The organism is Bradyrhizobium diazoefficiens USDA 110, from assembly GCF_000011365.1.
Taxonomy (GTDB): Bacteria; Pseudomonadota; Alphaproteobacteria; order Rhizobiales; family Xanthobacteraceae; genus Bradyrhizobium; species Bradyrhizobium diazoefficiens.
Window position 1 is genome coordinate 6717924 of the sequence record NC_004463.1, and the last position, 23485, is coordinate 6741408.

Below are 23485 nucleotides of genomic sequence, written 5' to 3' on the forward strand. Positions count from 1 at the left end.
CGCTCGCTCGCCCTAGCGCAGGCCGGTGCGCCTGCGCCACATCGCGGACCAGTCTTCGTTGTTTGGTGTGTCGGGTTGTCCCTGCGGAGCTCGATTGAAACCAGCAAGGACGCCGCCGGAAGACGTGGGCCACGGTCCGAATAGTCTCTCGAAGTCGCCTTGCGGCGAGAGCGGAAACGACGCATCGGGAGGGATAAAAGGCACCGACACACCATCGCTCACCGCCGCAGCGGCGATCTGAGACGTCATCTCTCCGACCAGAGCCAGATTGTCTTGAGCATAGGACGGAAGCTTGTCGGCCATGGCGGTCAGTTGATCCCTTCGTTAGGTATGAAATGCAGGTCAGCCGGGCGACACTACGACCCAAGAACAAGTATAAGCCCAGAGATTCCAGCCCAATCGAGGATGACGCAAGCCAGAACGACCGTGCCTCCATAGGCCAACACGGCTTACGCGCCTAATGCGCGCAAGTATCGCGATGAGGACAACGACGAGCGGCGAAAAGAGAACGACCGCGAAGATAACAGCATCTCGAGATATCTGGTGCGGAAGCGGCCAAAAGACTGCCGCCATCGCGGTCGCCAAGATCGAAAGACCGAAGACAATGCCCAGGGACAGGACGAGTCTATAAGTCGCGGGCTGAAGACGAAGAAAGTATGTTGGAAGCACGCATACGATAGAAGCGACCGTCGAGAAGTTATTGACCGCAGGGATCGCGCCCACCAATTGCTCAGTGTCCATGACTGGTCTCCGCGGACTGATTGTGAGAAGCGCCGACGCTGGCTGGAGCAATCGGCGGCCCCGCCAACGCCCATTCCTCATCTGTCAAATCCTCGGGATAGCGCGGCCGGCTGCGATCGCAGCGACCGCAGTTCTCCGTCGTCCACGTCAGGCGTCCCTTCTCAAAGTCGGACGGCTCCTTGAATCAAGAATGATTTCGACGATTCAAGGTCGCGATTGTGCAGAATTTCATGAAGGACGCCATTCTTGTCTCCGATGGCAGTTCTGCCAGGCATCAGAACGAAAAACCCGCGCTGGACTGCGTCCTGCGCGGGCAACACCAACTTCTGTCGATGATGCCATTCTGCCAGTGTTTTGCCCGACGGGTCAACGATCATCGAGGCGAGATTGCAGATCGGGATCTCCGCTGTCTCAAGCGTCGTGAACAGCGTCAGCGCTGCTCGAGCTTGCCGGATGCACGATGACGCGCTCGATCCGCTGAATCAGTTCCAGCATTCCGTCCTCGCCGTTCTCGACCGGCTGCGCGGCCTTGCCCCAGCCGCGATCGAGGATGGCATTGGCGGCCGAGACGCGGGCCGCCGGCGTTGCATCCTCGCTGCGCATGACGCCGACGAGCACCCTGAGGGCCGTTCTGGTGTGGCTGCGCGCGAGCGAGCGGATCTCGGTCAAGGTCCGCGCCCTGGTCGTCTTCCCTCGCACGGGCAAACGCGCCGGTGCATGCTCGAGCTCGCCTTCAATCTCCTCGCTCACGAAAAAATCTCCCACAGCACGATTGCAACCAGGCCCGCGAGCGCGAGCGATATCAGGTAGGCGGTCATCGTCTCTCCATAACAAGAGAAATGCGCGGCAGATCGCGCAACGAGGCGCGATCGTTTCGGGCGCGAACCCTATCTCCGTAAATCCCGGAGACCGCAGCGGCGCGGGTAACAGGCCCAGCGCCGCGGGCCGGCACGTTCGCGCGTGCACGGCCAGCAATGGTTCGGACGACGGCGCGCCGATCGGCGCTCCAGGTTTGTCGAGTGCGTGGCCGCAATGCGTTGCCGCCGTCCGATTCCGATCGAGAACGAAAAAACCCGCGGCGGATGCTCTCCGCGCGGGTCAATCAAACTCGTCTCGATGATGTCATTCTGCCGGTGTCTTGCCCGACGAGTCAAATCCTGTGTTGAACGAAATTGTCGTCACACCAGGTGGACATGAAAAAGCCCGCCGCGGATTGTCCCGCGCGGGCCGAACCAAACTCGTTTCGATGATGGCATTCTGCCAGTGTCTTGCCCGACGTGTCAAACACCGTGGGCCGCAACAGGAGAATGACCTTCCTCCCACTTAGATATGTGGTGCGCCAGGGGCTTGCTTCAAGTCCCCGACCTTCGCGTACAACCCCCGCCCCAGCAACAAGTCGAGGGATCACGACATGCCCGTACTGCTTCCGACATCCCGCTCACGCGGCCGGACCGAGCGAACCCGCACCGGGAAGCCGGCGCCGACCGATCATGCCGTGGTGATCGCCGGCGGCGGCCCGACCGGCCTGATGCTGGCCGCCGAGCTCGCGCTCGCGGATGTCGACGTCGCCATCGTCGAGCGGCGCGCGGATCAGGACCTCGTCGGCACGCGCGCCGGCGGGTTGCACGCGCGCAGCATCGAGATCCTCGATCAGCGCGGCGTCGCGGATCGCTTCCTGCGCGAGGGGCAAGTCACGCAGCTCGCCGGCTTCGCCTGGACCCGGCTCGACATCAGCGACCTCCCCACCCGCCACGCTTACGGACTGGCGCTGCGGCAGAGCCACATCGAGCGCATCCTGGCCGACTGGGTCGAGGAGCTCGCGGTCCCGATCTACCGGAACTTCGAGGTGACGGGCTTCGTTCAGGACGAGACCGGCGTCGACCTCGCGCTGTCCGGCGGCGAGACGTTGCGGGCGAACTATCTGGTCGGCTGCGACGGCGGCCGCAGCCTGGTGCGCAAGAGCGCCGGCATCGACTTCGCCGGCTTCGAACCGACGCTCAGCAACCTCATGGCCGAGGTCGAGATGAGCGAGGAGCCGGCCTGGGGCCTGCGTCACGACGCGCTCGGCTTTCACGGCCTCAGCAAGACGGAGAGCGGGCGCGTGCTGGTCGTGGTGACGGAAGCAACGCTCGCGCGCAGCGGCGAGCCCGGCTTGCGCGATCTCAGCGAAGCCCTCGTCGCCGTGTACGGCACCGACTTCGGTCTCAAGAATCCTGCCTGGATCTCCCGCTTCACCGATGCGGCGCGGCAGGCTGCGTCCTATCGCGAGCGACGCGTGCTGCTCGCCGGCGATGCCGCGCATATCCATCACTCCGTCGGCGGTCAAGGCCTCAACACCGGCGTGCAGGATGCCGTCAATCTCGGCTGGAAGCTGGCGCAGGTCGTCAAGGGCACGTCGCCCGCCAGCCTGCTCGACAGCTACCATGCCGAACGCCATCCCGTCGCCGCGCGCGTGCTGCGCAACACCATGGCGCAGATCGCCCTGCTCCGCCGCGGCGACGACGGCCTCAAGGCCGCGCGCGAGGTGGTGTCCGACCTGCTCGGCATGGACGAGCCGCGCAAGCGCGTCGGCGCGATGATGAGCGGCCTCGACATCCGCTACGATCTCGGCGAAGACCATCCGCTGCTCGGACGCCGCATGCCCGACCTCGACCTCGTCACACCAGGCGGTTCGCAAAGACTGTTCACCCTGCTGCAGGGCGCGCGTCCCCTGCTGCTCAATTTTGCCAAGCCGGGCTGCATCGATATCGCACCCTGGGCGGATCGCGTCGCAGTCGTCGACACCAGCTACCAGGGCCCCTGGGAGCTTCCAGCGATCGGGCCGGTCGCAGCGCCAAAAGCCGTATTGGTGCGGCCCGACGGACACGTGGCGTGGACGGGCGACGCGCGCCAGCGCGGCCTTGCGGACGCGCTGACACTATGGTTTGGGCCGCCTGTCGCGACATAGCAACAAAACTCATCCGCCCCCTCGAAACGAACAAAGCCCGCGGCATCCCCGCGGGCTTGATCCAAATTCATCTCGATGATGCCATTCTGCCAGTGCCTTGCCCGACGCGTCAAACTCGATTTCGCGAAGACAATCGCCGTGGAATCCGGTCATTGCAACTTCTTGTCCGAAGGCAAGATGCTTTGCGACGTCTCCAGAAGCTCCGCTTCGCCAATCTCGTCGGCGATTGCCGATGAATGGTCCGGATGCACGATGACGCGTTCGATCCGATGCAACAATTCGAGTGGGGCTTTGTCAGTGGCCAAAGGCTGCACCGGCTTACCCCAACCTCGGTCGAGAATGGCATTTGCGGCGGCCACGCGCGCAAACGCGTTTGCTGTCTCTCTCAGCATGATTGCGGCAAGCACGTTGAGGGCGGCTTCCGTCTTGGTTCTTGCCAACGCCTCAATGTCTGCCAGCGTTGGCGCTCTGAAACCTTCACTGACGACATGCTGGGCGACAGGGAGATACAATTCAGTCCTTCTCTTCAACCTTCCCATTGCAAACCTCATTCTAAAAAAGCAATCGCGTCTCCGAAAACAAAAATCCCGCGACGGATTGCTCCGCGCGGGCTGAACCAAACTCTTTCGACGATGCCATTCTGCCAGTGTTTTGCCCGACGAGTCAAACTTTCGCTACCGGCACCCGCTTCAGGATGTCCGGTTTGCATTCACAAAGCGGATGAAAGGTCAGTTACCCGCTTTGTCCGCCAAGGGCCAATAGCCGAAGTGCACCCGCTAGGTGGGCGAGCCTGCGTTGAGAAGCTGGGATACCGCAGTAACCAATTGCGCTGGAGCAAACGGTTTCTCCAGCAGAACGCTGTTGGGCACTCCCTCTGACGCCCAATCTTCGGCTGCGGCGCCCGTCATGTAGACCACGGGAAATGCAGGATCGATCTGCCTGATAAGGCGCGCAATCTCCCAACCCTTCATCGGCCCTTTGAGGTTGACGTCGGTTACGAGCGCCGAATACTTGACCACGCCGCTTTCCACCATAGCCACGGCTTCTTGTCCGGAAGCGACCGTCGTCAGGTCGAAGCCGCCCTCCTTCAAGGCGTCGTGAACGATTTCCTGCAATGGTTCCTCGTCCTCAACCACGAGAATAATGGGCACGCCTTCCATCTCCCCCTCCACGCAGCGTCAACCCGAGCCGCAGCAGGCGCAACGCATTGGAGGAACAAAAGTTCAAAAGTGAACATTTGCCCGGAAGGAATGACGGGCGACGGAGGCTCGGCCGCCTGCGTTGGCCGCCCAGTGATGTCTGAGTTGGGTCAAAAGCGTCGATATGACGCTCGGCTGCAAAACTTCCGTTTGCCTCAACGAGCCGACATCTAGCTGCACCGCGTCAACAGAAGCGATGGGCCAACAAGCGACTGCCATTGAGTGGATAAATGAAGGGGAACGCCAGCTTAAATGACCGGCCTTTGGTCCTCTACTTGGGCGAAATTGACTTTGAGACACTGCCGAGGCGGCCTCACTTACGTGGAAACTTCGCCACCAAGCGGGACATCTGCCAAACCTGAACATCTTTTCCATCAATGAATTGGCGCGCCTTTTCGGTGGCGTCTTGATCGTCCGCGCACTTTATTATTTGAGGCGGTTGATAGATGCGGCCATCGGCTTCAATAAAATAGACGCGGTAATCTGGCATGGCTGAACTCCCGAAGGGCGGGAGCGCTACGCTCTCAGTCACCGATAACTGCCTAGGATGGGGCGATGATACGCAAAGTATAACACGATTACCCGAGTTTCGGCGTACTTTTGCAAACAACTACAAGTTTACCGTCGGGTCGGTCGGCTTTAACTCTGACTTCGAACATGCCGTTGTCCCTGCGCGAACTCACGCTGTGTGCCAGAATACGTGAAGGAGGTGGCCATTGCGGCGGTGCTACTCTACATGAAGCCTGGTCTTCTGGGACTCGAACCCGACCACCAACCGGGCAATGCGCTCAAGCGTCTGTTGATCAAGTAACCGGGCTGCTATGTCCCGAAGGCGCGAACAATTGTACGTTCAGACCGCAGATTTGTTCCTGTAGTTTTACCCTGTCACGGGTGCTTTGACTTGTCGTTCGGTCTTTCGCTGCTTGCCGGTACGTCCTTGGCTTCTTCTTCGGCAAGGAGTTTTCGAATGATGTTCCGCTTCTCCTCGTCCCGCTCTTCTTCAAGGAGCTTGCGATAGTGGCGGATGTTTTCATTGCGAATGAAGCGTTCCATCATGCATTTCCTCGCAGCTGACGCACTATTTTAGCGTGAGAAATAAGGAGTGCAATCGGCGCGCTGGCGGTCGGTTGGCCCCGAAGCCTGCTATGGGTCAAAACCGGCCAAGCTCAAATTTCAAACGAAGTTCTGCTTAGTCATCAGAAGCCGACATTCGCGCATTTGTGCATGCGCTCCTTAGCGCCGGCCGATCTTATCCACACCCACGACAGGCAGTAGCTCCCGCCCTTCGCCGCCCCCTAGGAATCGATAATTTGCCAACCTGTTCGCACGCCGCTTTGATGGCAGAATGAGCACGAAATCACGAGAAGTCATCTGGAGCGGCCAGATCATGGGCGCGGAAATTCACGCCAAGCATGCGCGAGAAGAAGCCAAGAAGGCAGTCCGCGAAGCCGATCGAGCCGAAGGCCAGGCCTGGTCCGTCCGGATGGAAGGTTACGGCGGCCCGTCGCAGCCGTCTCCGACAATCGGGCAATGCCTGAACGGCGGCATGGGCTGGCTGGAGGTCGAGTGCAACAGGTGCAAGACGCGCGCGAGCCTGCCGCTCGATGCGATCCGCCGACCGCGAGATACGCCGATCTGGAAGCTGGAGGCATCCCTCAGGTGCCGATCATGCCGGAAGGGACGTTCCGCGCCACCCGTCCACATGATCAAGCTGACCGAAACACGGAGCATCACGCCATACAAGTGGGTTCACCCAGACGAAGAGCGCTAGAACCCACAAGTCTCGGACCTTCCAAGCAGGCAGTTATGTGCAATCTCTATTCGATCACCACCAACCAGGCGGCGATCGCCGGCCTCTTCCGGGTCGTCCGCCGCTATGAAGGCAACCTGCCGCCGATGCCGGGAGTGTTTCCGGATTTTCCAGCGCCAGTCATCCGTGATGCAGGCAATGGCGAACGCGAACTGGTGATGATGCGCTGGGGCATGCCGCCACCGCCACGCACCGGCGGTCCACCCGTGACCAACATTCGCAACACCTCGTCGCCGCACTGGCGCGCGTGGCTCAAGCCGGAGCACCGCTGCCTCGTGCCGGTCAACAGCTTTGCCGAATACGCTCCGGAGCCCAACCCGGAGACAAAGAAGAGAGATGTCGTCTGGTTTGCACTTGCCGAGGCACGTCCGCTGTTCGCGTTCGCCGGCATCTGGACGACCTTCAACGGTGACCGCGGTACGAAGTCAAAGCCGATTCCCGGACCGCATCAGGTCTATGGCTTCCTCACCACGACACCGAATGCAGTTGTTGAACCGATTCATCCTAAGGCGATGCCGGTGATCTTGACCACGGCCGAGGAGCTGGATGTGTGGTTACGTGCACCTTGGGAGGAGGCGAAGGCACTTCAGCGGCCATTGCGGGACGAGGAGTTGAAGATCGTCGCCCGGGGAGCAGACAAGGAAGATATCGTCTCGTCCGTATAAGCCCCTGCCCCGTTCCAAATCATAAGCTACATCGGACGTAGCAGCGGCCGGCGCCAATCCGCCATGGCGTGCAGGTTTTGGCGTGGGCGCTTCTGATTGGTCAATGGCGCAACTCCCTTCTAGCCTGCTCGATCAAATTTTGTCTTTGCGACAGCCATGTCGCGAATTCGTCCCTACCCACCATAACCAATAGGTAATGACTGCCGCACCGAACTCCCATAGCCGCGCCGGATAGTCGCTCATTCGCACGTCTCCCGCTGCCCTCGAACGAATCTAGAGCTAGTTGTGCGGATGCGAGATGTATCTGATTTAGATTACATGTTCTATCGATACACAAGGCTGCAACAAACAAACTTGTGGCCTGGCTCTGCCGCGGCCCTTTGGGATCTGAGAGCGACAGCTCACTCATCCGCCAGCTTCCGCTCGATATACGCATCCACCGTTTCGGCGAACGAGCGCTGCACGCCGACCGCGAGGTTGTGCTGGTCGAGCGCATCGCGCTGGAGCACGCGCAGGCCGCGCCCGCGGGCGCTGACCGGCGCCGTGTTGAGATACTGATCGATGGCGCCCTTGGCGATGGGGATGGCCTTCGGATCCCCCCTTGCGATCAGGAGCCGCAAGAGGCTCTGGCATTCGGCCAAGCCGGGCATGGGATCAGCGCCTTCATCCTTGCCGCGATTTCGGCTTCGGCCGCTTGACCGGCTGGGTGTGGGTGCCGAACAGCGCCAGCAGGAACGCGACTTCTTCCTTCGAACCGATCTGGATCATGATTGTCTCCTTTTCGCTTGGTTGGTCGGTGCCGGCGAAAAAGGAGTTCAGGACAATCGGGTTTCAGGATTGTTTCAGGCGTGTTTCATCGGGGCTGTCACGTTGCAGATGGCCGCCTGGAGACAAAGCGCATACCCGCCCGTCTGCCACCACGTCCGCCAAGGACCACGGGCGGACCATCTGACCTAAATCATGAACAGAAGAAGAGCCCAGCTGTGGTGGGCTAGGCTCTCGTTCAGCGATTGATGGCCGCCTCAACAACCATCTTTACGGCGGCATCGGGTTCAGGATCACTTGATTTCCCAGGACGTGTTGTGCGGGATGTCCATCGCAAAATAATCGCCAGAGCCAGCCAACGCAGGCATGGTTATGCACGCAAATGGTTCGCTTCCGGTGATGCCCTTATACTTTCCGGTGCCGCCGGTGATGATATGCGTTCCACAATCCATCTTCGGCTGGGCCTTGTCGAGGTCTCGCGTATCGAAGGTCGAGAAAATCTTGTCGCCGTCGCTGTCGGCGAGCACGCAAGCTCCGTCAATGTATTTCTTGTCTCCGGACGCGACGTTCAGCGCCACGCAGCGTGCCGACATCTTGTCCAGCATCTTCTCTCCCTTCATGTTTTGAGTGGTCCCGACCGCCTCCAGCGTCGTGGCCTTGCCGAGTTCGGCGGTGTCAATGCTCATCAAGGGTCGAAAAATAAAGTGCGTCACATAAGGAGTAGTCCCCTTCTTTTCAATCGGCTCTCCCGCGACAGCCGCGGGGGCAAAGGACACGAGCGCTGCAGCAAAGGCCGTTGCTTTGGTGAGTCTCATCGCTGCGGTGAATGTGGGGACTCTGCGCACGTTGATGACGTTCATGAGTGCCTCCTTAGATCAAGCGGCGGTTCAGGTCTCCGCCGTGAACTGCCGCGAGTTGAAATCGACCTGCGTATGCTTTCTCCTGTCGAATCGAGTTGCACGCCGGCGCCGAGCGTCAACGTGATCATGCTTTCCTGATGCTTCGCCTTGGACTGACGAAGTAGGTGGGGATGGTGGCTCCAATCATCGGTTTTGACCTCAATACAAGGCTCGACCGAACGACCTGGAATATTGACATAATAGCATGGAACGCGGCGGACGTCAGCGTCACGCCCGGAAAACGCAGCGCGCACCGTCAGCTATCCTGACCGAATGCGCTATGCAAAATGCAATTTCTCCTGCTGTCCGGACGAAGCACGGTGCACATGGCCGCAGCGACTCTGTGCCGCTCTTCATGCTTTGCGTCGTTCCGCTTGCAACTCAGGAGGTGAGCATTGAGTGACGTCGATTTCCGCAGCCACCAATATCCGTAATAGCTGTGGGTCAAAAGCCGGCGTCGCAGTCGCAGCGGCTAAGTCCGCAAGTGTGAGAAGCGGCCACGCGGGCTCTCGAGAGTGGTCGATGGACGTGTGCTAGAGGGTGAGAACCTTGGTCATGCACCAGAACGGAACATCGGTTTGCCCGTGCTCACCGGCAACCTGCTCCATGATGTCCGCTTTGTGATGCCAGCCCATGCGCTCGTAGAAGCGGCGCGCGCGTTCATTGCCGACGACACAGTGCAGTTCTGCCTCGGCAATACCTCCCTTGGCCATCTCAATTTCAGCGGCTGTCAGCAGACTTGACGCGACGCGCGTCCCTCGATGCGGCATCGCCACAAAAAGTTGGCCCAGAAGCCGGCCTCTCCACGCCGAAAACGCCACGACCTCTTCGTTCAACTCCGTTACCAAAGTCGAAGGCAAAAGTGCCGTCATCCTTTCCAGGAAAAATTCCATGGACCGACGGATAATTTCTGCGTGGGCATGAAGGGAGCCTGGGTCTCGTGCCAAACCGCGTGATAGAGAGCGGCCACCCGAGAGATATCTGACGCGTGGGCACGACGGATCATCGCGCTTTCTCCGTTAAGCCGAAGGACGGGTAGAGCGCAGCGAAACCCATCATCCGCTGCATGTGACCGAGCACGCCGCTATCGTCTTCATCGGGTGGGACCGAGCGATGGGTTTCGCAAATGCTCTACCCATCCTACGCGCTGTGGCAATCCTGACATCATGCCAGTGTTTTGCCCGACGGAGCAAACTCTATTTAAATGCAGCAAATCGGATTTGGCGGAATGACAAAGCGAAACATCCGCCCGTCGGCCACCATGTGCGCGAAGGGCCCCAAGAGGCGAGATCCGAAACCGTCAACGATCGCGCTCTCACTGCCTCTGGATGATGTTGGCCGAGCTGGTTGGCTGCGGTGGCGACGCTTCCTGGACCTGCGCAAGGTAGGCCTTGTCGTAATACTCCAGGGCGAGGATATGCATGGCCCTCGCTTTTTCCGGGTCGGATTCTGCCAGAGCCATCCGGGACGCGATTTCGGCTTGCTTCAAATAGTACTCGGCGGTCGGCACGATGGTTTCCCCCAACGACGCCACCTAACGCACAGAATTGCAACTTGTTCCCGGGATGGATTCAAATTTCCGAGGCGGGCTTACCTATTCTGCTCGGGGTCAAACGCTGGTGTCGCAGTCGCAACGGCTGAAGTCCGCAAGGGCGAGAAGCGGCCATGCGGGGCTCGCTGGGAAATGCCCGATGCTGCCATCATGCCAGTGATTTGCCCGACGGAGCAAACTTTATTCAAATGCAGCAAATCGGATTTGGCGGAATGAAATCTGTTCGCGTCAGGCTGGGACATGCCCTCCCAGGAGGGCGCAACCGGAAAGGTTTTCGGAGAGATCGCCGATGTACTACGTCGCCGCCGCACTGCTGGGGTTATCGGGACTGTTCTATTCCGCGAGCCATCACGAGCTCGGCCAGTTCGGCGCGGACGTGTGCCGCTACGGCGGCACGTTCTGCGACAATCCGGTGGTCGTCTTCACCGGCGCGGCGCTGGCCGCGGTCTGGGGCATGTTCGTCAGCGTCAAGTAGCCGGACGCGGAGTTCACGTCTCGTTGTTCTCATGGCGCTCGCGCACGGTGCTGTCGGCGACATGCCCTACCCTGCGAGCTCCTTGCGGACGGCCGCGGCCGAATTGCCGACCTTGTCGACGGCCTTTTGCAGCTCCTCCTTCGACACGCCGAGCGCGTGGGTCCAGTATTTGACCTCGAAGGCCTCGTCCATGTTGATCTTGCTGCGGTCCGGTTGCTCGCGCTTCGTCAGATTGTCCATCGGCCAATTCCTCGCTTCCTGAAAACGGGAAACGTCGTCATCGGCGCGCCGTTCCTAAATCCGGCCGTTCGCCGGCGGCGTCTGTCAGGCCGGCGGCTTACGCCTCCGGCTTGCCGGGTCGCGCAGCGGCCGCTTCCTTGACGAGGGCCGAGATCGAATTGCCAGACTTGCGAAGGGCGTCGGCGAACTGATCGGGCGACAGCTTGAGGCGCTTGCGCAGGGTCTTCACCTGCACCTTGTCGCTCAAGTCGAGCGCATTGCGAATATTGGCCGGCTTGAGCCTGTTCATGACTGTCTCTGCTGGTGAGGGGTGAGGCCGAACCGCGACAAGGCGGGCTTGACGCCGCCGTCGCCGCGATGGTGACTGTCCCGCTCCTTGCGAAGATTCCGTCGCCGCGGAGACAACATGCGCGATGAAGCGACGTTCCTCCGCATCCGGAATTATCGCTCAGGAGGGGATAAACACCTCGCTGGTGTCCATGCGCACGTTGCGGACGGCGCGACAGGCCTCAATGCTCGCCCGATCGCCCACCGGCATGAAGCTCAGCAACAGCGAGCGCCGCCGCGCGCCGGAGCGGTTGCAGGTCGCCCCATGCGGCAGATCGGCGTCGAACACCAGGATGTCCCCCGCCTCGCCGGCCGTCACGAGCGACAGGGTCTCGTCGGGCGCGCCGCGGTCGAGATGACGCGGGACCACGCACGTTGAGCCATTGTCCGGCCGTAAGCATCGAGGAAGACCAGGGCGGCGACGGCCTTCATGCCGGCGCCATCGCGATGCAGGGGCTGGTGGCCGCCGCCAGCAGCGGCGGCAGGCGACAGGTCCGCTGCACCGTCGGATCGAGATCGACAAGGGCGTGGCGCCAGCCGGCGCCCCGGGGGGCCGCCCACTGGTCGCCGGTGCCCACGCCGGACTCGAAAGCCGCGCGCAACCCATCGCGCCACGCCGCGGGGACTGCGCCGCGCAGCAGAAGATAACCGTCACGGTCGAGAGCCGCAGCCTGCTCGCCCTTCAGGGGATCGACCTTCGTGGGCGCCGGATCGCGGCTCATGGCGCTCCCTACAGCCTCAACGTGCCGTTCGCAAGGGCTGGCAGCATCGGCTTCAGCAGACGCACGACGCTCATTGTGCAGGAACTTTGCGGCCATGAACGCGCTTAAGATCAGGATTCGCAATTTTGGAAGGTCCGCCCTGAAACACCGCCCCGCCAAGCACGACAGCGCCGACGCACCGACGAAGTCCGAGCCGACGCTGCTGCAACGACTGGGTCCCGGCCTCGTCACCGGGGCGGCGGACGATGATCCATCCGGCATCGCCACCTATTCGCAGGCCGGCGCGCAATTCGGCTACGGGCTGCTCTGGACGGTGTTTCTGACCACGCCGTTCATGATCGCCATCCAACTCGTCAGTGCGCAGATCGGCCGGGTCACCGGAAAGGGACTTGCCGCCAACGTGATGCGGATCGCGCCGCGCTGGGCGGTGCTGGCGCTCATCTGCCTGCTCGTCGCCGCCAACACGTTCAACATCGCCGCCGACATCGCCGCGATGGCCGAGGCGCTCTCGCTCGTCATCGGCGGTCTCAACCACGAGCACGCGCTGATCTTCGCGGCGGGCTCGACCCTGCTCCAGGTGTTCCTGCCCTATCGCCGCTATTCGCCGATGCTGAAATTCCTCACCCTGGCGCTGTTCGCCTATGTCGCGACCGCCTTCACCGTGGAGATCCCGTGGAGCACCGCGCTGCTCGCCGCGGTGTGGCCGAAGGCGAATGTCAGCGCCGACTATTTCATGATGGTGGTCGCCGTGCTCGGCACCACCATCAGCCCCTATCTGTTCTTCTGGCAGGCCTCGCAGGAGGTCGAGGAGATGAACCAGGGCAAGCGCGACCAGCCGCTGCGCGAGGAGACGCGGCGCGGCGGCGCCCCTGAAATCGCGCGCATCAAGGCCGACACCACGTTCGGCATGCTGCTGTCGAACGGCATCGCCTTCTTCATCATCCTGACCACGGCCGCCGTGCTGAACGTTAACGGCGTCACCCACATCAATTCGGCGACCGAAGCGGCCGAGGCGCTGCGGCCGCTCGCCGGCGACTTCACCTTCGCTTTGTTCGCGCTCGGCATCATCGGCACGGGCCTGCTCGCGATCCCGGTGCTGGCGGGTTCGGCGGCCTACGGTGTCGCGGAAATCTTCGGCTGGCGTGCCACGCTCGAGGCAAAGCCCGACGAGGCCGCCGGCTTCTACACCATCATCGCGGCCGCGACCGCGATCGGCTTCGGCCTCGGCTTCACCGGGATCGACTCGATCCACATGCTGGTCTGGAGCGCCGTGCTCAACGGAATCGTCGCCGTTCCGATCATGGCGATGATGATGCTGATCGTCTCGAGCCGCGCGATCATGGGCCGTTTCAGGGCCCGGTCGTGGCTGGTCGCGCTGGGCTGGCTCGGCACCGCGCTGATGGCGCTGGCCGTCCTCGCCCTGCTCGGCTCGTCGGTGGTCGGCTGACTAACCTTGCGACAGTGCCGCCGAAATCTGCGATGCGATGATGAAGGCCGCAAACACGGCCGGCACGCTGATGAGCCGCAAGAACTGGTCTATCGAAAGCATCGCTGTCCCCCCAAGACAACTGCAAAGACAAAAGCGCCTTCGCTCGCCGCGCTACTTCACCCCTTGCGCAACGTGCTGATCGGCCGTCAGAAACTGATCGGAAATGGCGGCCCCGCTGATCGTGAGCAGCGCCAGAAGCGAGATCATGCCCAGAAATTTCATGGGTGGAGGGTCGGTCCCGATTGTGGCCAAAAACGTCAGCGCCCGGCGCATTTTCGCGACGATCCCCGGAAAGATCATGGCCGTCCCGCCGGGTCCAACGGCATTTCCCCGCCAAAGAGGGGCGAGAGGCAGCCTCGGCCGCAGCGCTGCGGGCTTCACGCCGGTCCATGGTTGGCCTAACAGTTGCCGTCAGGACCGGGCCTTGCGATCTGGCCACAAGAAAAACAAAGTCCCGCTGGGCGACAGGGAGCGACATGACCAAATCGTCAAAAGCAACAAGCCTTGAAATCCTTGCCTGCGATGCCGGCTGGAGAAACTACCACTTCGTCAAGCTGACGACCGACGACGGCATCGTCGGCTGGAGCGAGTTCGATGAAGGCTTTGGCTCACCGGGCGTCGGCGCGGCGATCCAGCGCCTATCCACCCGCATCATCGGGCAGAATATCTTCCAGCATGAGCGCATCTACGCCGAGCTGTTCGCCGCCACGCGCCCCGCCGCTGGCGGCGTGGTGGCGCAAGCGCTCGGGGCGATCGAGAACGCCATGCTCGATGCCAAGGCGAAGTGCCTCGGCGTGCCCTGCTACGAGCTGCTCGGCGGCAAGATCCGCGACCGTGTCCGGGTCTACTGGTCGCATTGCGCGACGTGGCGGATCAATCATCCGTCCTGGTACAAGCCGCCGATCGAAAGCCTCGACGGCGTCAAGGCGATGGGCCGCGAGGTGCGCGAGAAGAAGTTCACCGCGCTCAAGACCAACATCTTCTCCTACGACGACGGCAAGCCGACCGGCTGGCGGCCCGGCTTCGGCTCACCTTTCGCACCCGAGATCAACGTCGACCGCAAGATCCTGCGCGACCTGCGCATGCATCTGGAAGCGATCCGCGACGGCGCGGGCCCCGACGTCGACATCCTGCTCGACTGCAATTTCAACGCCAAGACCGAGGGTTACCTGAAGATCCTACGCACCATCGCGGATCTCGACATGTTCTGGATCGAGATCGACAGTTTCAATCCGGAAGCGCTCGGCTACATCCGCAGGCAGAGCCCGCATCCGATCTCGTCCTGCGAGACGCTGCTGGGCCTGCGCGAATTCCTGCCCTATTTCCATGAGCAGGCGATGGACGTCGCGATCATCGACACGCCCTGGAACGGCGTCTGGCAATCGATGAAGATCGCATCAGCCGCGGAAGCGTTCGAGGTCAACGTCGCGCCGCATAATTTCTATGGCCATCTCTGCTCGATGATGAACGCGCATTTCTGCGCGGCCGTTCCGAACCTGCGGATCATGGAGATCGACATCGATCGCCTGTCCTGGGACCGCGAGCTGTTCACGCATGAACCGGAAATCGAGGACGGCCATCTGATCATTCCGGACCGGCCCGGCTGGGGCACCGAGCCGAACGAAGAAGCGCTGCGCGCGCATCCGCCGAAGACGAACGGCGGTCTTCTCAACTATGGTCGCAAGAGCTGACGGGGACTACGGCGTCACGGGATTGACGGTCGGGGACGTCTTCGGCCCCGGCCGCTCCGGCTCGACCGGCGATTTCGGTTCGGTGGGAAGCACCTTGGCGCCGGCGGCGTGTGCAGCCTCGCCCGTGGTTGCATACATCGCGACATGGGCCGGCTGCGTCTTGGCCCGGCTCCACGGCCCATGATCCACGACCAGCATCGCAGCAATCGTCAAGGCGGCCACGATCAACGCGATCACGCCGGGATGGCGAAGCGCCTTGGACATGGAGTTAGCGAAGCGATCAGCTGCCATCGAAGGATCCGTGCTTTTTTCCTCTCGCAGGTTAATTCAATGACGTCCCGCGAGTTCCGCCTTCGCCGAAGCAAGTTCCAAGCCAACGCAGGGAACCTCGCCCCCCGCGCGCGTTCACTTTTTGACGTCGGGCCGCGCATCGCCGACAAACCTGTCGCGGTTCGGCATCTTCACGGCCGCAAGCAATTTCGCGTCGAGCGTCGCGTCCGCTCCCACTAGCCCGTTCAGGTTCAGGACATAGGCCGATACCGCATAGACATCCTCATCGCTTAGCGATTGCGGCGCGTTCTGCGGCATGGCGCGACGGATATAATCAAACAGCGTCGGCGCATAAGGCCAATAGCTGCCGACGGTGCGAATGGGCCTGGCTGTTCCGATCGTACCTTGCCCGCCGGCGAGCCGATCACCCAAGCCGCCCTCGCCTTTTTCGCCGTGACACGAGGCGCATTGTTGAGCGAACACTTCACGGCCACGGCTGACTGAACCACTCCCGTTCGGCAGATTGCTGCCGTCGCGCCCGATATCGATATTCCAACCCGCGATCTCGGCGGACGTCGCCGGCCGACCGATGCCATAAGGGCTTTGCGCCTGCGCAACGCTCCCAAAGGTGCACAGCATGATTGCTAATGCGATGCCGCAAATCTCACGCCAGCGCATTGGTCACCTCGCCGTCCGCCGCGATGAGCCAGGGCCAGATCGCATTGTTGTGGTAGAAATAATTCTCGCCGCGCACTGCGAGCAGTTCGGCCAGCGTCGGCTGCACATAGCCGGTCTCGTCAATGGCGCGGCTCTGGATCACCGCGGGCTTGCCGTCCCATTGCCACGGCAAACGGAAGCGTGTCAGCGCACGCGTCAGCACCGGCTCTTGCAATCGCGCGTCCTGCCAGCTCCTCCCGTCGTCGACGGACACCTCGACGCGGGCGATCTTGCCGTGCCCGCTCCAGGCGATGCCGGTGACCTCGTGGAAGCCGGGCGCGCTCAGACGCTGACCGCCGGAGGGACGGGTGATGATCGACTTCGCTTCCATGTAGAAGGAGAACTCCCGCGCCGTGCCGTCGGACAGGAGATCGGTGTATTTCGAAGTCTCCTCGCGCGAATACACGGGCTCGGCAGTCACATGCAGGCGGCGCAGCCATTTCACGCTCATGTTGCCTTCGAAGCCCGGCAGGAACAATCGCAGCGGATACCCTTGCTGCGGTCGCAGCCGCTCGCCGTTCTGGCTGTAGACCAGCATGGCGTCCTCGAGGCATTTCTCGATCGGAATGCTGCGCGTCAGCGCGGCCGCGTCGGCCCCCTCGGCAACCACCCATTTGGCCTCCGGCTTCAGCCCCGCCTCCTGAAGCACCAGCTTAAGGCTGACGCCGGTCCATTCCGCGCAGCTCACCAGGCCGACGAGATCCGATGCCGTCTTGCCATACGGCTTGGTGTAACCGGGATTGCCGGAGCATTCGAGAAAGTGGATGCGCGACTCTGACGGGAAGCGCCGCAGATCGTCGATGGTGAAGATCAGGGGCCGTTCGACAAGGCCGTGGAGCATCAACCGGTGCTGCGCCGGATCGATGGTCGGGACGCCGCCATGATGCCGCTCATAGAACAGCCCGTTCGGCGTAATGATGCCGTCGAGCTCCTGCAAGGGCGTCCGGCTGGACGCCGAGATGTATTGCTTGAGAGCCTTCGAGATGTTCTTGACGACGCCCTTCTCGAAGGGCGATGGCGCACCATAGAGCTGACCTCCCGTCGGCTCGCCCGGTGCCTTCATCCATTCGGGAACATTGGGCGGAAGATTGTCGGTCTCCGCAGCAGCAGTGCTTGTGCCGAGAACGGCGCCGCCGACCGCGGCCGAGCCGGCAGTCAGGAAGCGACGACGAGTGGTCGTCACGGGATCATCGTCGGCATGTGTCGTGCTGCTCATTGCGAGCCCCCGGCTGGTGCTGAGACCGCATCAAACATTCTGACGACGGCATTTGCAATTCGCAGCTATTTCAAAAGCAGGCGATTTCGATCAGCGTTGATCTAAATCGCCCGGCAACAACAGCAGTTCCTTTCCTTGCAGCGCACAATCGCTGTCCGCCCGATTCACTCGCCCGGCGCGATCGCATTGCTCGGCGTCGGCCGGTCGGTGATCTGCTGCCCGAACAGGCTGCCGATCAGCTCGACCGCGGTCCGCGCGGTTCGACCACGTTCGTCCAGGAATGGATTGAGCTCAACGATGTCGACCGACCCCACCACGCCGGAATCGTGCAGCAGCTCCATGATCAGATGTGCCTCGCGATAGGTCGCTCCGCCCGGCACCGTGGTTCCGACCCCGGGCGCCACGCATGGATCGAGGAAATCGACATCGAAGCTGACATGCAGCACGCCATTGCTCGCCTTGACCCGCTCGATGACACGGCGGATCAGCACGGCGACGCCGAACTCGTCGATCTGGCGCATGTCGACAACCCTGATCCGGCGTGCGCGCATCAGCTCCTTTTCGAGCTTGTCGATCGACCGCGCGCCGAACAGATCGAGCCTGTCAGGATCGATCGACGCACGCGGGTCATCGCCGAGCAGGCCGTCGAGGCCCGGCTCGCCACACAGAAACGCGGCCGACATGCCATGCATGTTCGCCGTGATCGTCGTCTCCGGCGTATTGTAGTCGGCATGCGCATCGAGCCAGAGCACGAACAGCTCGCGTCCGCGCTCCTGCCAATGGCGCGCCATGGCATTGACCGAGCCCATCGACAGCGTGTGATCGCCGCCGAGGAAGATCGGAAGCGCACCGGTTTTCGCGATCTCGTAACCTCTGCGGCTCAGCACGCGTGTCCAGCGCTGGATTTCGCGGTAATGATTGGCTTTTTCGGGCGGCCTGTCAGCGAGGTCCCTGACCTCGGCCACCGAAAGATCGCCGTAATCGACGACCTCGAAGTCCAGGCTCTCGAGCAGCGTCGCAAGGCCGGCGGTGCGCAGCGCCGGCGGGCCCATCAGGGTGCCGCGCTGCGAGGCCCCCATATCGATGGGCGCGCCGAGCAAGGCGATGCGCCGGGCTCGATCCGGCATGGTCCGATCGGTCACGGCAGTCTCCTGACATCCTCAAGATCGTGCCAGCCTAACAGAGATTCGTCCCCGTCGTTTCACGGGTATTTCCCGGTGAAAAGACGCCGCGCGGGAAGCCGTCCCGGAACAAAATCCCGCGCGCCGCATTTCCCCTGCAAGGCCGGCACCCGCCGTACATTACGGCGCCTGTCGCGGATAGCCAAAGGTCTTCGGACCCGCTGTTCAAAACGAGCGCTCGCGCGGATAGCCAAAGGTGCCGGCCTCATTCACCTCGTCAGAGCGGAGTTTACGAATTTGAGCACCGAAATTCCGCAGCCCCCGTCCCAGCCCGGCATGGCCGAGCGCGCCATCGACGCCGCGGCCGACGTCTCCCACACGATCGGCGAGGTCGCGGGAGGCTTGCGCGCCGCTGTCGACCGCTTGACGCATGTCATCGACGAAGCTCGAAAGCCGGGTAAACCGCTCGCGACGGTCGCCGCAATCACACGTGAAGCGCCGCTCGCGAGCCTGTTCGTCGCCTTCCTGTTCGGGGTTGCCATCGCCCGCCGGCGTTAGCAATGAAGCTTGCGTGGCGTGAGTCAGCTAGGCAGCGGTGACGGATCGGGGCTGCGTCAGGAACTGCCGTTCGAACGCATCCGCGGGCATCGGTCGACCGAAGAAATAGCCCTGCCCTTCCTCGCATCCCATGCTGACCAGGAAGTCGGCCGTGGCACGGTTCTCGATGCCCTCGGCCACGACGGTGAGCCCGAGTTGCTTGCTGAGGCCGATGGTCGAACTGACGATCGCGGCATCGTCGGAATCGGCGAGCAGATCGAGCACGAACGACCGGTCGATCTTGAGCCCGTCGAGCGGAAATTTCTTCAGATAGCTCAGGCTTGCGTAGCCGGTGCCGAAGTCATCGAACAGGACGCGGACGCCGAGCTCCTGGATCCGCTTGAACATGTCGAGCACGCGGCCCTCGTCATGGAGCAGGATATCTTCGGTGACTTCGAGCTCGAGCAGCGCCGGCGTCAGCCCTGTTGCGCCGAGCAAGGCCGCAGCCGCATGCGCGAGATCGCCGGATTGTAGCTGCGACGGCGAGAGGTTGATCGCGACGCGCACGCTGTTGCCGGACAATTCCCACGCACGCGCCTGCCGGCAGGCCGTCTCCATCACCCAGTTCGCGATCCGCTCGGACAGCGCTGAGGTATTGACCACCGGCATGAACTCCCCGGGGGAGACATAGCCGCGCACGGGATGCCGCCAACGGATGAGCGCTTCAGCCCCGACCAGGCCGCCGTCGACCAGGCGAACCTGCGGCTGGTAGAACAGTTCGAATTCGCCGCGATCCGCGGCAAGCGCCAGTTCGCTCTCAAGCGTCAGACGGTTCTGCAATTCCTGCCTGATCGCACTCTCGAAGATCACGTGGCTGCCGCGTCGCGTCGCCTTGGCGCGGCTCAGCGCGAGATGGCCGTTGCTCAGGAGGTCGTCCGCGTTGTGTCCACCGTCGGGATAGACGGCAACGCCGATGCTGATCCGGACTCGGTGCTGCCGTGTGCCCGTTACAAGCGGCGCTTCGAACGCGCGCGCGATCCGCTCGGCGAACGCCACAATCGGCTCGCCAGCCTCCGCACAATCAAGTGCGATGGCGAATTCGTCGCCGCTGAGCCGGGCGACCACCGCCTTACCAGCGATTTCGGCCCGGAGCCGCTCGGCGACGGACTGCAGCACGAGGTCGCCGGCCGAATGTCCAAGCATGTTGTTGATCTGCTGGAAGCCGTCGAGCCCCAGCACGAGCAGTGCGACGTCGGAAGACCGCCGCTCCGCCGCGGCGATCAGACCGGTAAGGCCGGCATGCAGCATGTTCCGGTTGGCAAGACCCGTCAGCGCGTCGTGTTCGGCGAGATATCTGACGCGTTCGACCTCGCGCTTGCGGACCGAGATGTCGCGCAGGATCGCTCCATACTGGAAACCGTCCGTTCCCTGCCAGCCCGAGAAGCTCGCTTCGACGGGGAAGGTTTCACCGTTCTTGCGCCGGCCCTCGAACTCGACGACGACCGCCCCGCCGGGCACGAGGAGCGCCTGGCGTGCGGCATCGCGCATGGACGGCCTTGCGTCGCCGTCCGTCGGCACGGCGCACAGCGTGTCGAACGGGCGGCCGATGATCTCGGCCGGCATGTAGCCGAAGATCACGCTCGCGCCGGGATTCCAGACCGTGATCCGGTGATCCTCGTCGGTGCAGACGAGACCGTCGCCGAGCGACATGGCGATGCGATGAAAGCGGCTCTCGGCGATGCGTCCCAGGAGACCGCGGAAATCGATCTCGTCCAGCGCGATCGCCGTCAGATAAGCGATGATCGCGATGTGGAATAGCGATGTGTCGACGACGAAGGGCCATCTTGCCTGCACGAGGGCCGCGGTCAGCTCGACCGCCGCTCCGGCCGCGATGAGGACCGCAACGCGATATCCCGATGCGAAGCGGCGCCACGAATACATCATGAGCAGGCAGATCACACCCAGGCCGAGGATCATGCCGGCATCGGACGTCCAGCGCAGCATCCGGTGCTGGAGGATCGATTCCGCCGCCAGCGCCTGGAGGACGGGCCCCGAGACGATGCCGCCATTCGGAACGCTGAACCGGTCGCCCAGCTCGAGCGCGGTCGCACCGACGATGATCTTCTTGTCTCTGAGCTTGTCGAGTGTCGCGGTATCGCCATGCAGCACGTCGACAAAGGAGACACGCGGAATGGAGGTCGCCCGAATACTGAAGTCGATCAGGAAGGAGGATCGCCGATTGGCGTCCTGCCCAGCCAGCACGATGGCCATCGACGGCATAAAGGCGTCGCCGAGCCTCTCGCCGACCGGATAACGGCGAACGAGCCCGTCGGATTCGACCGCGACATTGACGACGGCCGGCCACGACTGGTTGCTGAACGGCTTCAGGGGGCGATTGACGTGAGCTGGGCCACCATTCGGCGCCGGCTGCTTGAAGGACGGCAGGATCGTCGAGCCGCCGACCTCCCGAAGCGCCTTGACGAACGCCTCGTCGGAGGCCGGCTCCGAGGGCGTGCTGAAATCGACATCGAAAGCCACCTCCTGCGCGCCGGCGCTTTCGAGTTTGTGCAACAGCTCTGCGTGGAGCCGGCGCGGCCAGGGCCACACCCCGATCTGGTCGATCGAGGGCGCGTCGATGGACACCACGACGACATTGCCGCTTGCGGCACGCGATTGCCAGGCAAACCGCAGATCGGTGAGCGCATTGCGCAGCGCGCCATGCCATCCCGTGGACAGCACGACCGCCAGCGCGATCACGACAAGAATATGCGGCCGATGGCGTTTCACTTTGTTCCCCTGCACCGGCGGTACCTGCCGCCAGGCGCTCCCCTATGCCGACGACACGGTCCTAGTGATGACCCCTGCCCCAATACCAACCGTAGTGGTGGCCATGACTGCCGTTACCGTTGTCGCCGTTATTCCCGTTCCCGCTGTTCCCGTTGCCGTTGTTGCCATTATTGCCGGTGCCACCGCTTCCATTGCTGGTCGCGCCAGTCCCGTTGCTTCCGCTCCCAGAGCTTCCTCCGGACACATCGCCGGTCGACCCGGCAGTGGTCGCAACGGTCGTCGTCGCACTTGACGACGAAGATGTGGCACTGGCCGCAGATACACTGCTGCTGACGGTGACCGCCGTTACGGTGGAGCTGTTGGCGGCTGTGGTCGTGGTGCTCGCCTTCGTGTCGCTCCAGACCGTCTCGGTACCGGTGCTGGCGTTGGCGTTGCGCACGTGCCCCGGCGCAATTGCACCGTGGACGAGCCCATGCGTGACCTTGTGGACGTTCAGCTTGACCTCGCCGAGCGAGCTGGAGATGCGCACGACGCCGCCTTTGGGCGCCTGACCGCCAGCCGCCTTGGTCCCCTTGTCGATCGGACCCAGCGCATGGATCGCATGGCCGCTCGCCGCGTTGCGCGGCGCCGACAATCCCGATTTCGGCACAGGAATTCGCTCGATCGTCGAGGCGCGCGGCTTGCCATGTTCGATCGGATTGAACGTCCCCGCGCCGCTCAGGCTGAGGCCGGGCTTGCCATGCCCAAAGGCCGTGGCCGCTTGTCCGGGCATGACCTGAGCGATCTGTCCCGTCTTGAAGTCTGAGACTTCGACCTGGCCGCGGAGCACGCCGACCCTGGTGCTGCCCGCATTCACGGTGACGCTGAACTGCGTTCCCTTGACCACGGCGGCGAGGTAGGGCGTCTCGACCTCGAAATGCTTGACGTTACGCTTCTCCACCTCGAGCAGGATCGAACCTGACTGCTGGATGATCGTGGTCGAGAGACCTTCCTTCTTCTCGGCCGGCAAGCCGACCACCGAGTTGGGAGATATCAGTATCGTTTCCTCGCCGCGGACAAGCAGCACGCGTCCGGTACGTCCGGTGCGAATGGTATCGCCGGGCTTGAGCGCCTCCTGCTGATTCAACGACACCTGCTGCGCGCCGTTGGTGGCGACCCAGACCTCGCCGGCGGCTTTGCTGACCGACCAGACGCCATCCTCCGCCGCGAGTGCACCGGAAGCCATTCCCAGGATCAGCGCCGCCGCGAAGGCGCACCGCATTCCAATTCTGCCGAGCATCACGATCCTCAGTCCGCGTTACAGCCAGACCAGACG

Annotated in this window: 28 protein-coding genes; 7 read left to right on the top strand and 21 right to left on the bottom strand. The window is 62.6% G+C overall.

The features are described 5' to 3' along the window. Window positions 1-12 precede the first annotated feature (12 nt). Together BJA_RS30875 and BJA_RS30880 are read right to left on the bottom strand one after the other, a co-directional pair. Complete coding sequence (locus BJA_RS30875) at window positions 13-303, bottom strand: hypothetical protein (RefSeq protein WP_038966699.1); 291 nt, start codon at window positions 301-303, stop codon at window positions 13-15. Window positions 304-1152: 849 nt separating this feature from the next. Beyond that, a complete protein-coding gene (locus tag BJA_RS30880; protein ID WP_028174445.1) occupies window positions 1153-1491 on the bottom strand; it encodes a hypothetical protein in 339 nt (112 codons plus the stop codon). A 661-nt stretch (window positions 1492-2152) separates the two neighbouring features. Between BJA_RS30880 and BJA_RS30885 the strand changes: the two genes are divergently transcribed. Then, window positions 2153-3688 carry an FAD-dependent monooxygenase gene (locus BJA_RS30885; protein WP_011088844.1) on the top strand — a complete coding sequence of 512 codons (1536 nt, stop codon included), beginning with the start codon at window positions 2153-2155 and terminating at the stop codon, window positions 3686-3688. 149 nt (window positions 3689-3837) lie between these two features. Here the strand turns inward: BJA_RS30885 and BJA_RS30890 are convergent, their stop codons facing one another. From BJA_RS30890 to BJA_RS42440, 4 genes are all read right to left on the bottom strand, one after another. Further along, window positions 3838-4200: a hypothetical protein gene (locus BJA_RS30890; protein WP_231166551.1), complete on the bottom strand. Its 363-nt coding sequence runs from the start codon at window positions 4198-4200 to the stop codon at window positions 3838-3840. Between the two features lie 264 nt (window positions 4201-4464). Beyond that, the gene (locus BJA_RS30895) at window positions 4465-4848 is read right to left on the bottom strand and encodes a response regulator (RefSeq protein ID WP_038966704.1); all 384 of its coding nucleotides are present in this window, start codon (window positions 4846-4848) and stop codon (window positions 4465-4467) included. Window positions 4849-5200: 352 nt separating this feature from the next. Then, window positions 5201-5377, bottom strand: coding sequence for a hypothetical protein (locus tag BJA_RS30900; protein WP_156149852.1), 177 nt, complete (start codon window positions 5375-5377; stop codon window positions 5201-5203). A gap of 395 nt (window positions 5378-5772) precedes the next feature. Next, entirely contained in the window at window positions 5773-5940 is a 168-nt protein-coding gene (locus tag BJA_RS42440; RefSeq protein ID WP_165448168.1) for a hypothetical protein, read from the bottom strand. 334 nt (window positions 5941-6274) lie between these two features. Here BJA_RS42440 and BJA_RS30905 point away from each other — a divergent pair, with 334 nt between their 5' ends. Together BJA_RS30905 and BJA_RS30910 are read left to right on the top strand one after the other, a co-directional pair. Next, entirely contained in the window at window positions 6275-6658 is a 384-nt protein-coding gene (locus BJA_RS30905) for a hypothetical protein (RefSeq protein WP_038966705.1), read from the top strand. A gap of 35 nt (window positions 6659-6693) precedes the next feature. Continuing rightward, entirely contained in the window at window positions 6694-7362 is a 669-nt protein-coding gene (locus tag BJA_RS30910) for an SOS response-associated peptidase (RefSeq protein ID WP_028174443.1), read from the top strand. A gap of 401 nt (window positions 7363-7763) precedes the next feature. On the opposite strand, the gene BJA_RS30915 is transcribed toward BJA_RS30910, so the two are convergent. From BJA_RS30915 to BJA_RS30930, 4 genes are all read right to left on the bottom strand, one after another. Then, complete coding sequence (locus BJA_RS30915) at window positions 7764-8012, bottom strand: hypothetical protein (protein WP_011088849.1); 249 nt, start codon at window positions 8010-8012, stop codon at window positions 7764-7766. Between the two features lie 408 nt (window positions 8013-8420). Beyond that, on the bottom strand, window positions 8421-8987 hold the full coding sequence (locus BJA_RS30920) for a hypothetical protein (RefSeq protein WP_011088851.1): 567 nt from the start codon (window positions 8985-8987) through the stop codon (window positions 8421-8423). Window positions 8988-9559: 572 nt separating this feature from the next. Next, window positions 9560-9919: a GNAT family N-acetyltransferase gene (locus BJA_RS30925; RefSeq protein WP_011088853.1), complete on the bottom strand. Its 360-nt coding sequence runs from the start codon at window positions 9917-9919 to the stop codon at window positions 9560-9562. 422 nt (window positions 9920-10341) lie between these two features. Next, window positions 10342-10536, bottom strand: a complete 195-nt coding sequence (locus BJA_RS30930; RefSeq protein ID WP_161534046.1) for a hypothetical protein — start codon at window positions 10534-10536, stop codon at window positions 10342-10344. Window positions 10537-10867: 331 nt separating this feature from the next. On the opposite strand from BJA_RS30930, the gene BJA_RS30935 reads away from it, so the two are divergent. After that, entirely contained in the window at window positions 10868-11053 is a 186-nt protein-coding gene (locus tag BJA_RS30935) for a hypothetical protein (protein ID WP_028174439.1), read from the top strand. Between the two features lie 66 nt (window positions 11054-11119). Here the strand turns inward: BJA_RS30935 and BJA_RS30940 are convergent, their stop codons facing one another. The 4 genes from BJA_RS30940 to BJA_RS43275 form a co-directional block, all read right to left on the bottom strand. After that, window positions 11120-11293 (bottom strand): DUF3606 domain-containing protein, encoded by a 174-nt coding sequence (locus BJA_RS30940; protein WP_011088855.1) that lies wholly within the window; start codon window positions 11291-11293, stop codon window positions 11120-11122. 97 nt (window positions 11294-11390) lie between these two features. Beyond that, a complete protein-coding gene (locus BJA_RS30945; RefSeq protein ID WP_038966702.1) occupies window positions 11391-11582 on the bottom strand; it encodes a DUF3606 domain-containing protein in 192 nt (63 codons plus the stop codon). Between the two features lie 159 nt (window positions 11583-11741). Then, entirely contained in the window at window positions 11742-11990 is a 249-nt protein-coding gene (locus BJA_RS43270; RefSeq protein ID WP_236842103.1) for a phytanoyl-CoA dioxygenase family protein, read from the bottom strand. Window positions 11991-12048: 58 nt separating this feature from the next. Continuing rightward, window positions 12049-12342, bottom strand: a complete 294-nt coding sequence (locus BJA_RS43275) for a hypothetical protein (RefSeq protein WP_236842104.1) — start codon at window positions 12340-12342, stop codon at window positions 12049-12051. 94 nt (window positions 12343-12436) lie between these two features. Here BJA_RS43275 and BJA_RS30955 point away from each other — a divergent pair, with 94 nt between their 5' ends. Then, window positions 12437-13789 (top strand): NRAMP family divalent metal transporter, encoded by a 1353-nt coding sequence (locus BJA_RS30955; protein WP_011088858.1) that lies wholly within the window; start codon window positions 12437-12439, stop codon window positions 13787-13789. Between the two features lie 153 nt (window positions 13790-13942). On the opposite strand, the gene BJA_RS30960 is transcribed toward BJA_RS30955, so the two are convergent. Then, a complete protein-coding gene (locus BJA_RS30960) occupies window positions 13943-14131 on the bottom strand; it encodes a hypothetical protein (protein ID WP_028174437.1) in 189 nt (62 codons plus the stop codon). Window positions 14132-14307: 176 nt separating this feature from the next. On the opposite strand from BJA_RS30960, the gene BJA_RS30965 reads away from it, so the two are divergent. Continuing rightward, entirely contained in the window at window positions 14308-15522 is a 1215-nt protein-coding gene (locus tag BJA_RS30965) for a mandelate racemase/muconate lactonizing enzyme family protein (protein WP_038966707.1), read from the top strand. Between the two features lie 6 nt (window positions 15523-15528). Here BJA_RS30965 and BJA_RS30970 read toward each other — a convergent pair whose 3' ends face one another. From BJA_RS30970 to rocF, 4 genes are all read right to left on the bottom strand, one after another. Continuing rightward, window positions 15529-15813 (bottom strand): hypothetical protein, encoded by a 285-nt coding sequence (locus tag BJA_RS30970; protein ID WP_011088860.1) that lies wholly within the window; start codon window positions 15811-15813, stop codon window positions 15529-15531. A 114-nt stretch (window positions 15814-15927) separates the two neighbouring features. Then, window positions 15928-16470, bottom strand: a complete 543-nt coding sequence (locus tag BJA_RS30975; RefSeq protein ID WP_011088861.1) for a c-type cytochrome — start codon at window positions 16468-16470, stop codon at window positions 15928-15930. Then, a complete protein-coding gene (gene soxC, locus BJA_RS30980) occupies window positions 16457-17725 on the bottom strand; it encodes a sulfite dehydrogenase (protein WP_011088862.1) in 1269 nt (422 codons plus the stop codon). Before soxC ends, BJA_RS30975 begins: the two co-directional genes overlap by 14 nt. A gap of 164 nt (window positions 17726-17889) precedes the next feature. After that, window positions 17890-18867, bottom strand: coding sequence for an arginase (rocF, locus tag BJA_RS30985; RefSeq protein WP_011088863.1), 978 nt, complete (start codon window positions 18865-18867; stop codon window positions 17890-17892). 276 nt (window positions 18868-19143) lie between these two features. Here rocF and BJA_RS30990 point away from each other — a divergent pair, with 276 nt between their 5' ends. Further along, window positions 19144-19404, top strand: coding sequence for a hypothetical protein (locus BJA_RS30990; RefSeq protein WP_028174432.1), 261 nt, complete (start codon window positions 19144-19146; stop codon window positions 19402-19404). 27 nt (window positions 19405-19431) lie between these two features. On the opposite strand, the gene BJA_RS30995 is transcribed toward BJA_RS30990, so the two are convergent. After that, entirely contained in the window at window positions 19432-22170 is a 2739-nt protein-coding gene (locus BJA_RS30995) for an EAL domain-containing protein (RefSeq protein WP_038966708.1), read from the bottom strand. Between the two features lie 61 nt (window positions 22171-22231). After that, on the bottom strand, window positions 22232-23449 hold the full coding sequence (locus BJA_RS31000) for a FecR family protein (protein WP_038966709.1): 1218 nt from the start codon (window positions 23447-23449) through the stop codon (window positions 22232-22234). Between the last annotated feature and the right edge of the window lie 36 nt (window positions 23450-23485).

Coding starts and splice junctions, on each gene's coding strand:
- BJA_RS30875 (WP_038966699.1), bottom strand. CDS start 303: ATGGCCGACAAGCTTCCGTCCTATGCTCAAGACAATCTGGCTCTGGTC.
- BJA_RS30885 (WP_011088844.1), top strand. CDS start 2,153: ATGCCCGTACTGCTTCCGACATCCCGCTCACGCGGCCGGACCGAGCGA.
- BJA_RS30895 (WP_038966704.1), bottom strand. CDS start 4,848: ATGGAAGGCGTGCCCATTATTCTCGTGGTTGAGGACGAGGAACCATTG.
- BJA_RS30900 (WP_156149852.1), bottom strand. CDS start 5,377: ATGCCAGATTACCGCGTCTATTTTATTGAAGCCGATGGCCGCATCTAT.
- BJA_RS42440 (WP_165448168.1), bottom strand. CDS start 5,940: ATGGAACGCTTCATTCGCAATGAAAACATCCGCCACTATCGCAAGCTC.
- BJA_RS30905 (WP_038966705.1), top strand. CDS start 6,275: ATGGGCGCGGAAATTCACGCCAAGCATGCGCGAGAAGAAGCCAAGAAG.
- BJA_RS30910 (WP_028174443.1), top strand. CDS start 6,694: ATGTGCAATCTCTATTCGATCACCACCAACCAGGCGGCGATCGCCGGC.
- BJA_RS30915 (WP_011088849.1), bottom strand. CDS start 8,012: ATGCCCGGCTTGGCCGAATGCCAGAGCCTCTTGCGGCTCCTGATCGCA.
- BJA_RS30920 (WP_011088851.1), bottom strand. CDS start 8,987: ATGAACGTCATCAACGTGCGCAGAGTCCCCACATTCACCGCAGCGATG.
- BJA_RS30925 (WP_011088853.1), bottom strand. CDS start 9,919: ATGGAATTTTTCCTGGAAAGGATGACGGCACTTTTGCCTTCGACTTTG.
- BJA_RS30935 (WP_028174439.1), top strand. CDS start 10,868: ATGTACTACGTCGCCGCCGCACTGCTGGGGTTATCGGGACTGTTCTAT.
- BJA_RS30940 (WP_011088855.1), bottom strand. CDS start 11,293: ATGGACAATCTGACGAAGCGCGAGCAACCGGACCGCAGCAAGATCAAC.
- BJA_RS30945 (WP_038966702.1), bottom strand. CDS start 11,582: ATGAACAGGCTCAAGCCGGCCAATATTCGCAATGCGCTCGACTTGAGC.
- BJA_RS43275 (WP_236842104.1), bottom strand. CDS start 12,342: ATGAGCCGCGATCCGGCGCCCACGAAGGTCGATCCCCTGAAGGGCGAG.
- BJA_RS30955 (WP_011088858.1), top strand. CDS start 12,437: ATGAACGCGCTTAAGATCAGGATTCGCAATTTTGGAAGGTCCGCCCTG.
- BJA_RS30960 (WP_028174437.1), bottom strand. CDS start 14,131: ATGATCTTTCCGGGGATCGTCGCGAAAATGCGCCGGGCGCTGACGTTT.
- BJA_RS30965 (WP_038966707.1), top strand. CDS start 14,308: ATGACCAAATCGTCAAAAGCAACAAGCCTTGAAATCCTTGCCTGCGAT.
- BJA_RS30970 (WP_011088860.1), bottom strand. CDS start 15,813: ATGGCAGCTGATCGCTTCGCTAACTCCATGTCCAAGGCGCTTCGCCAT.
- BJA_RS30975 (WP_011088861.1), bottom strand. CDS start 16,470: ATGCGCTGGCGTGAGATTTGCGGCATCGCATTAGCAATCATGCTGTGC.
- soxC (WP_011088862.1), bottom strand. CDS start 17,725: ATGAGCAGCACGACACATGCCGACGATGATCCCGTGACGACCACTCGT.
- BJA_RS31000 (WP_038966709.1), bottom strand. CDS start 23,449: ATGCTCGGCAGAATTGGAATGCGGTGCGCCTTCGCGGCGGCGCTGATC.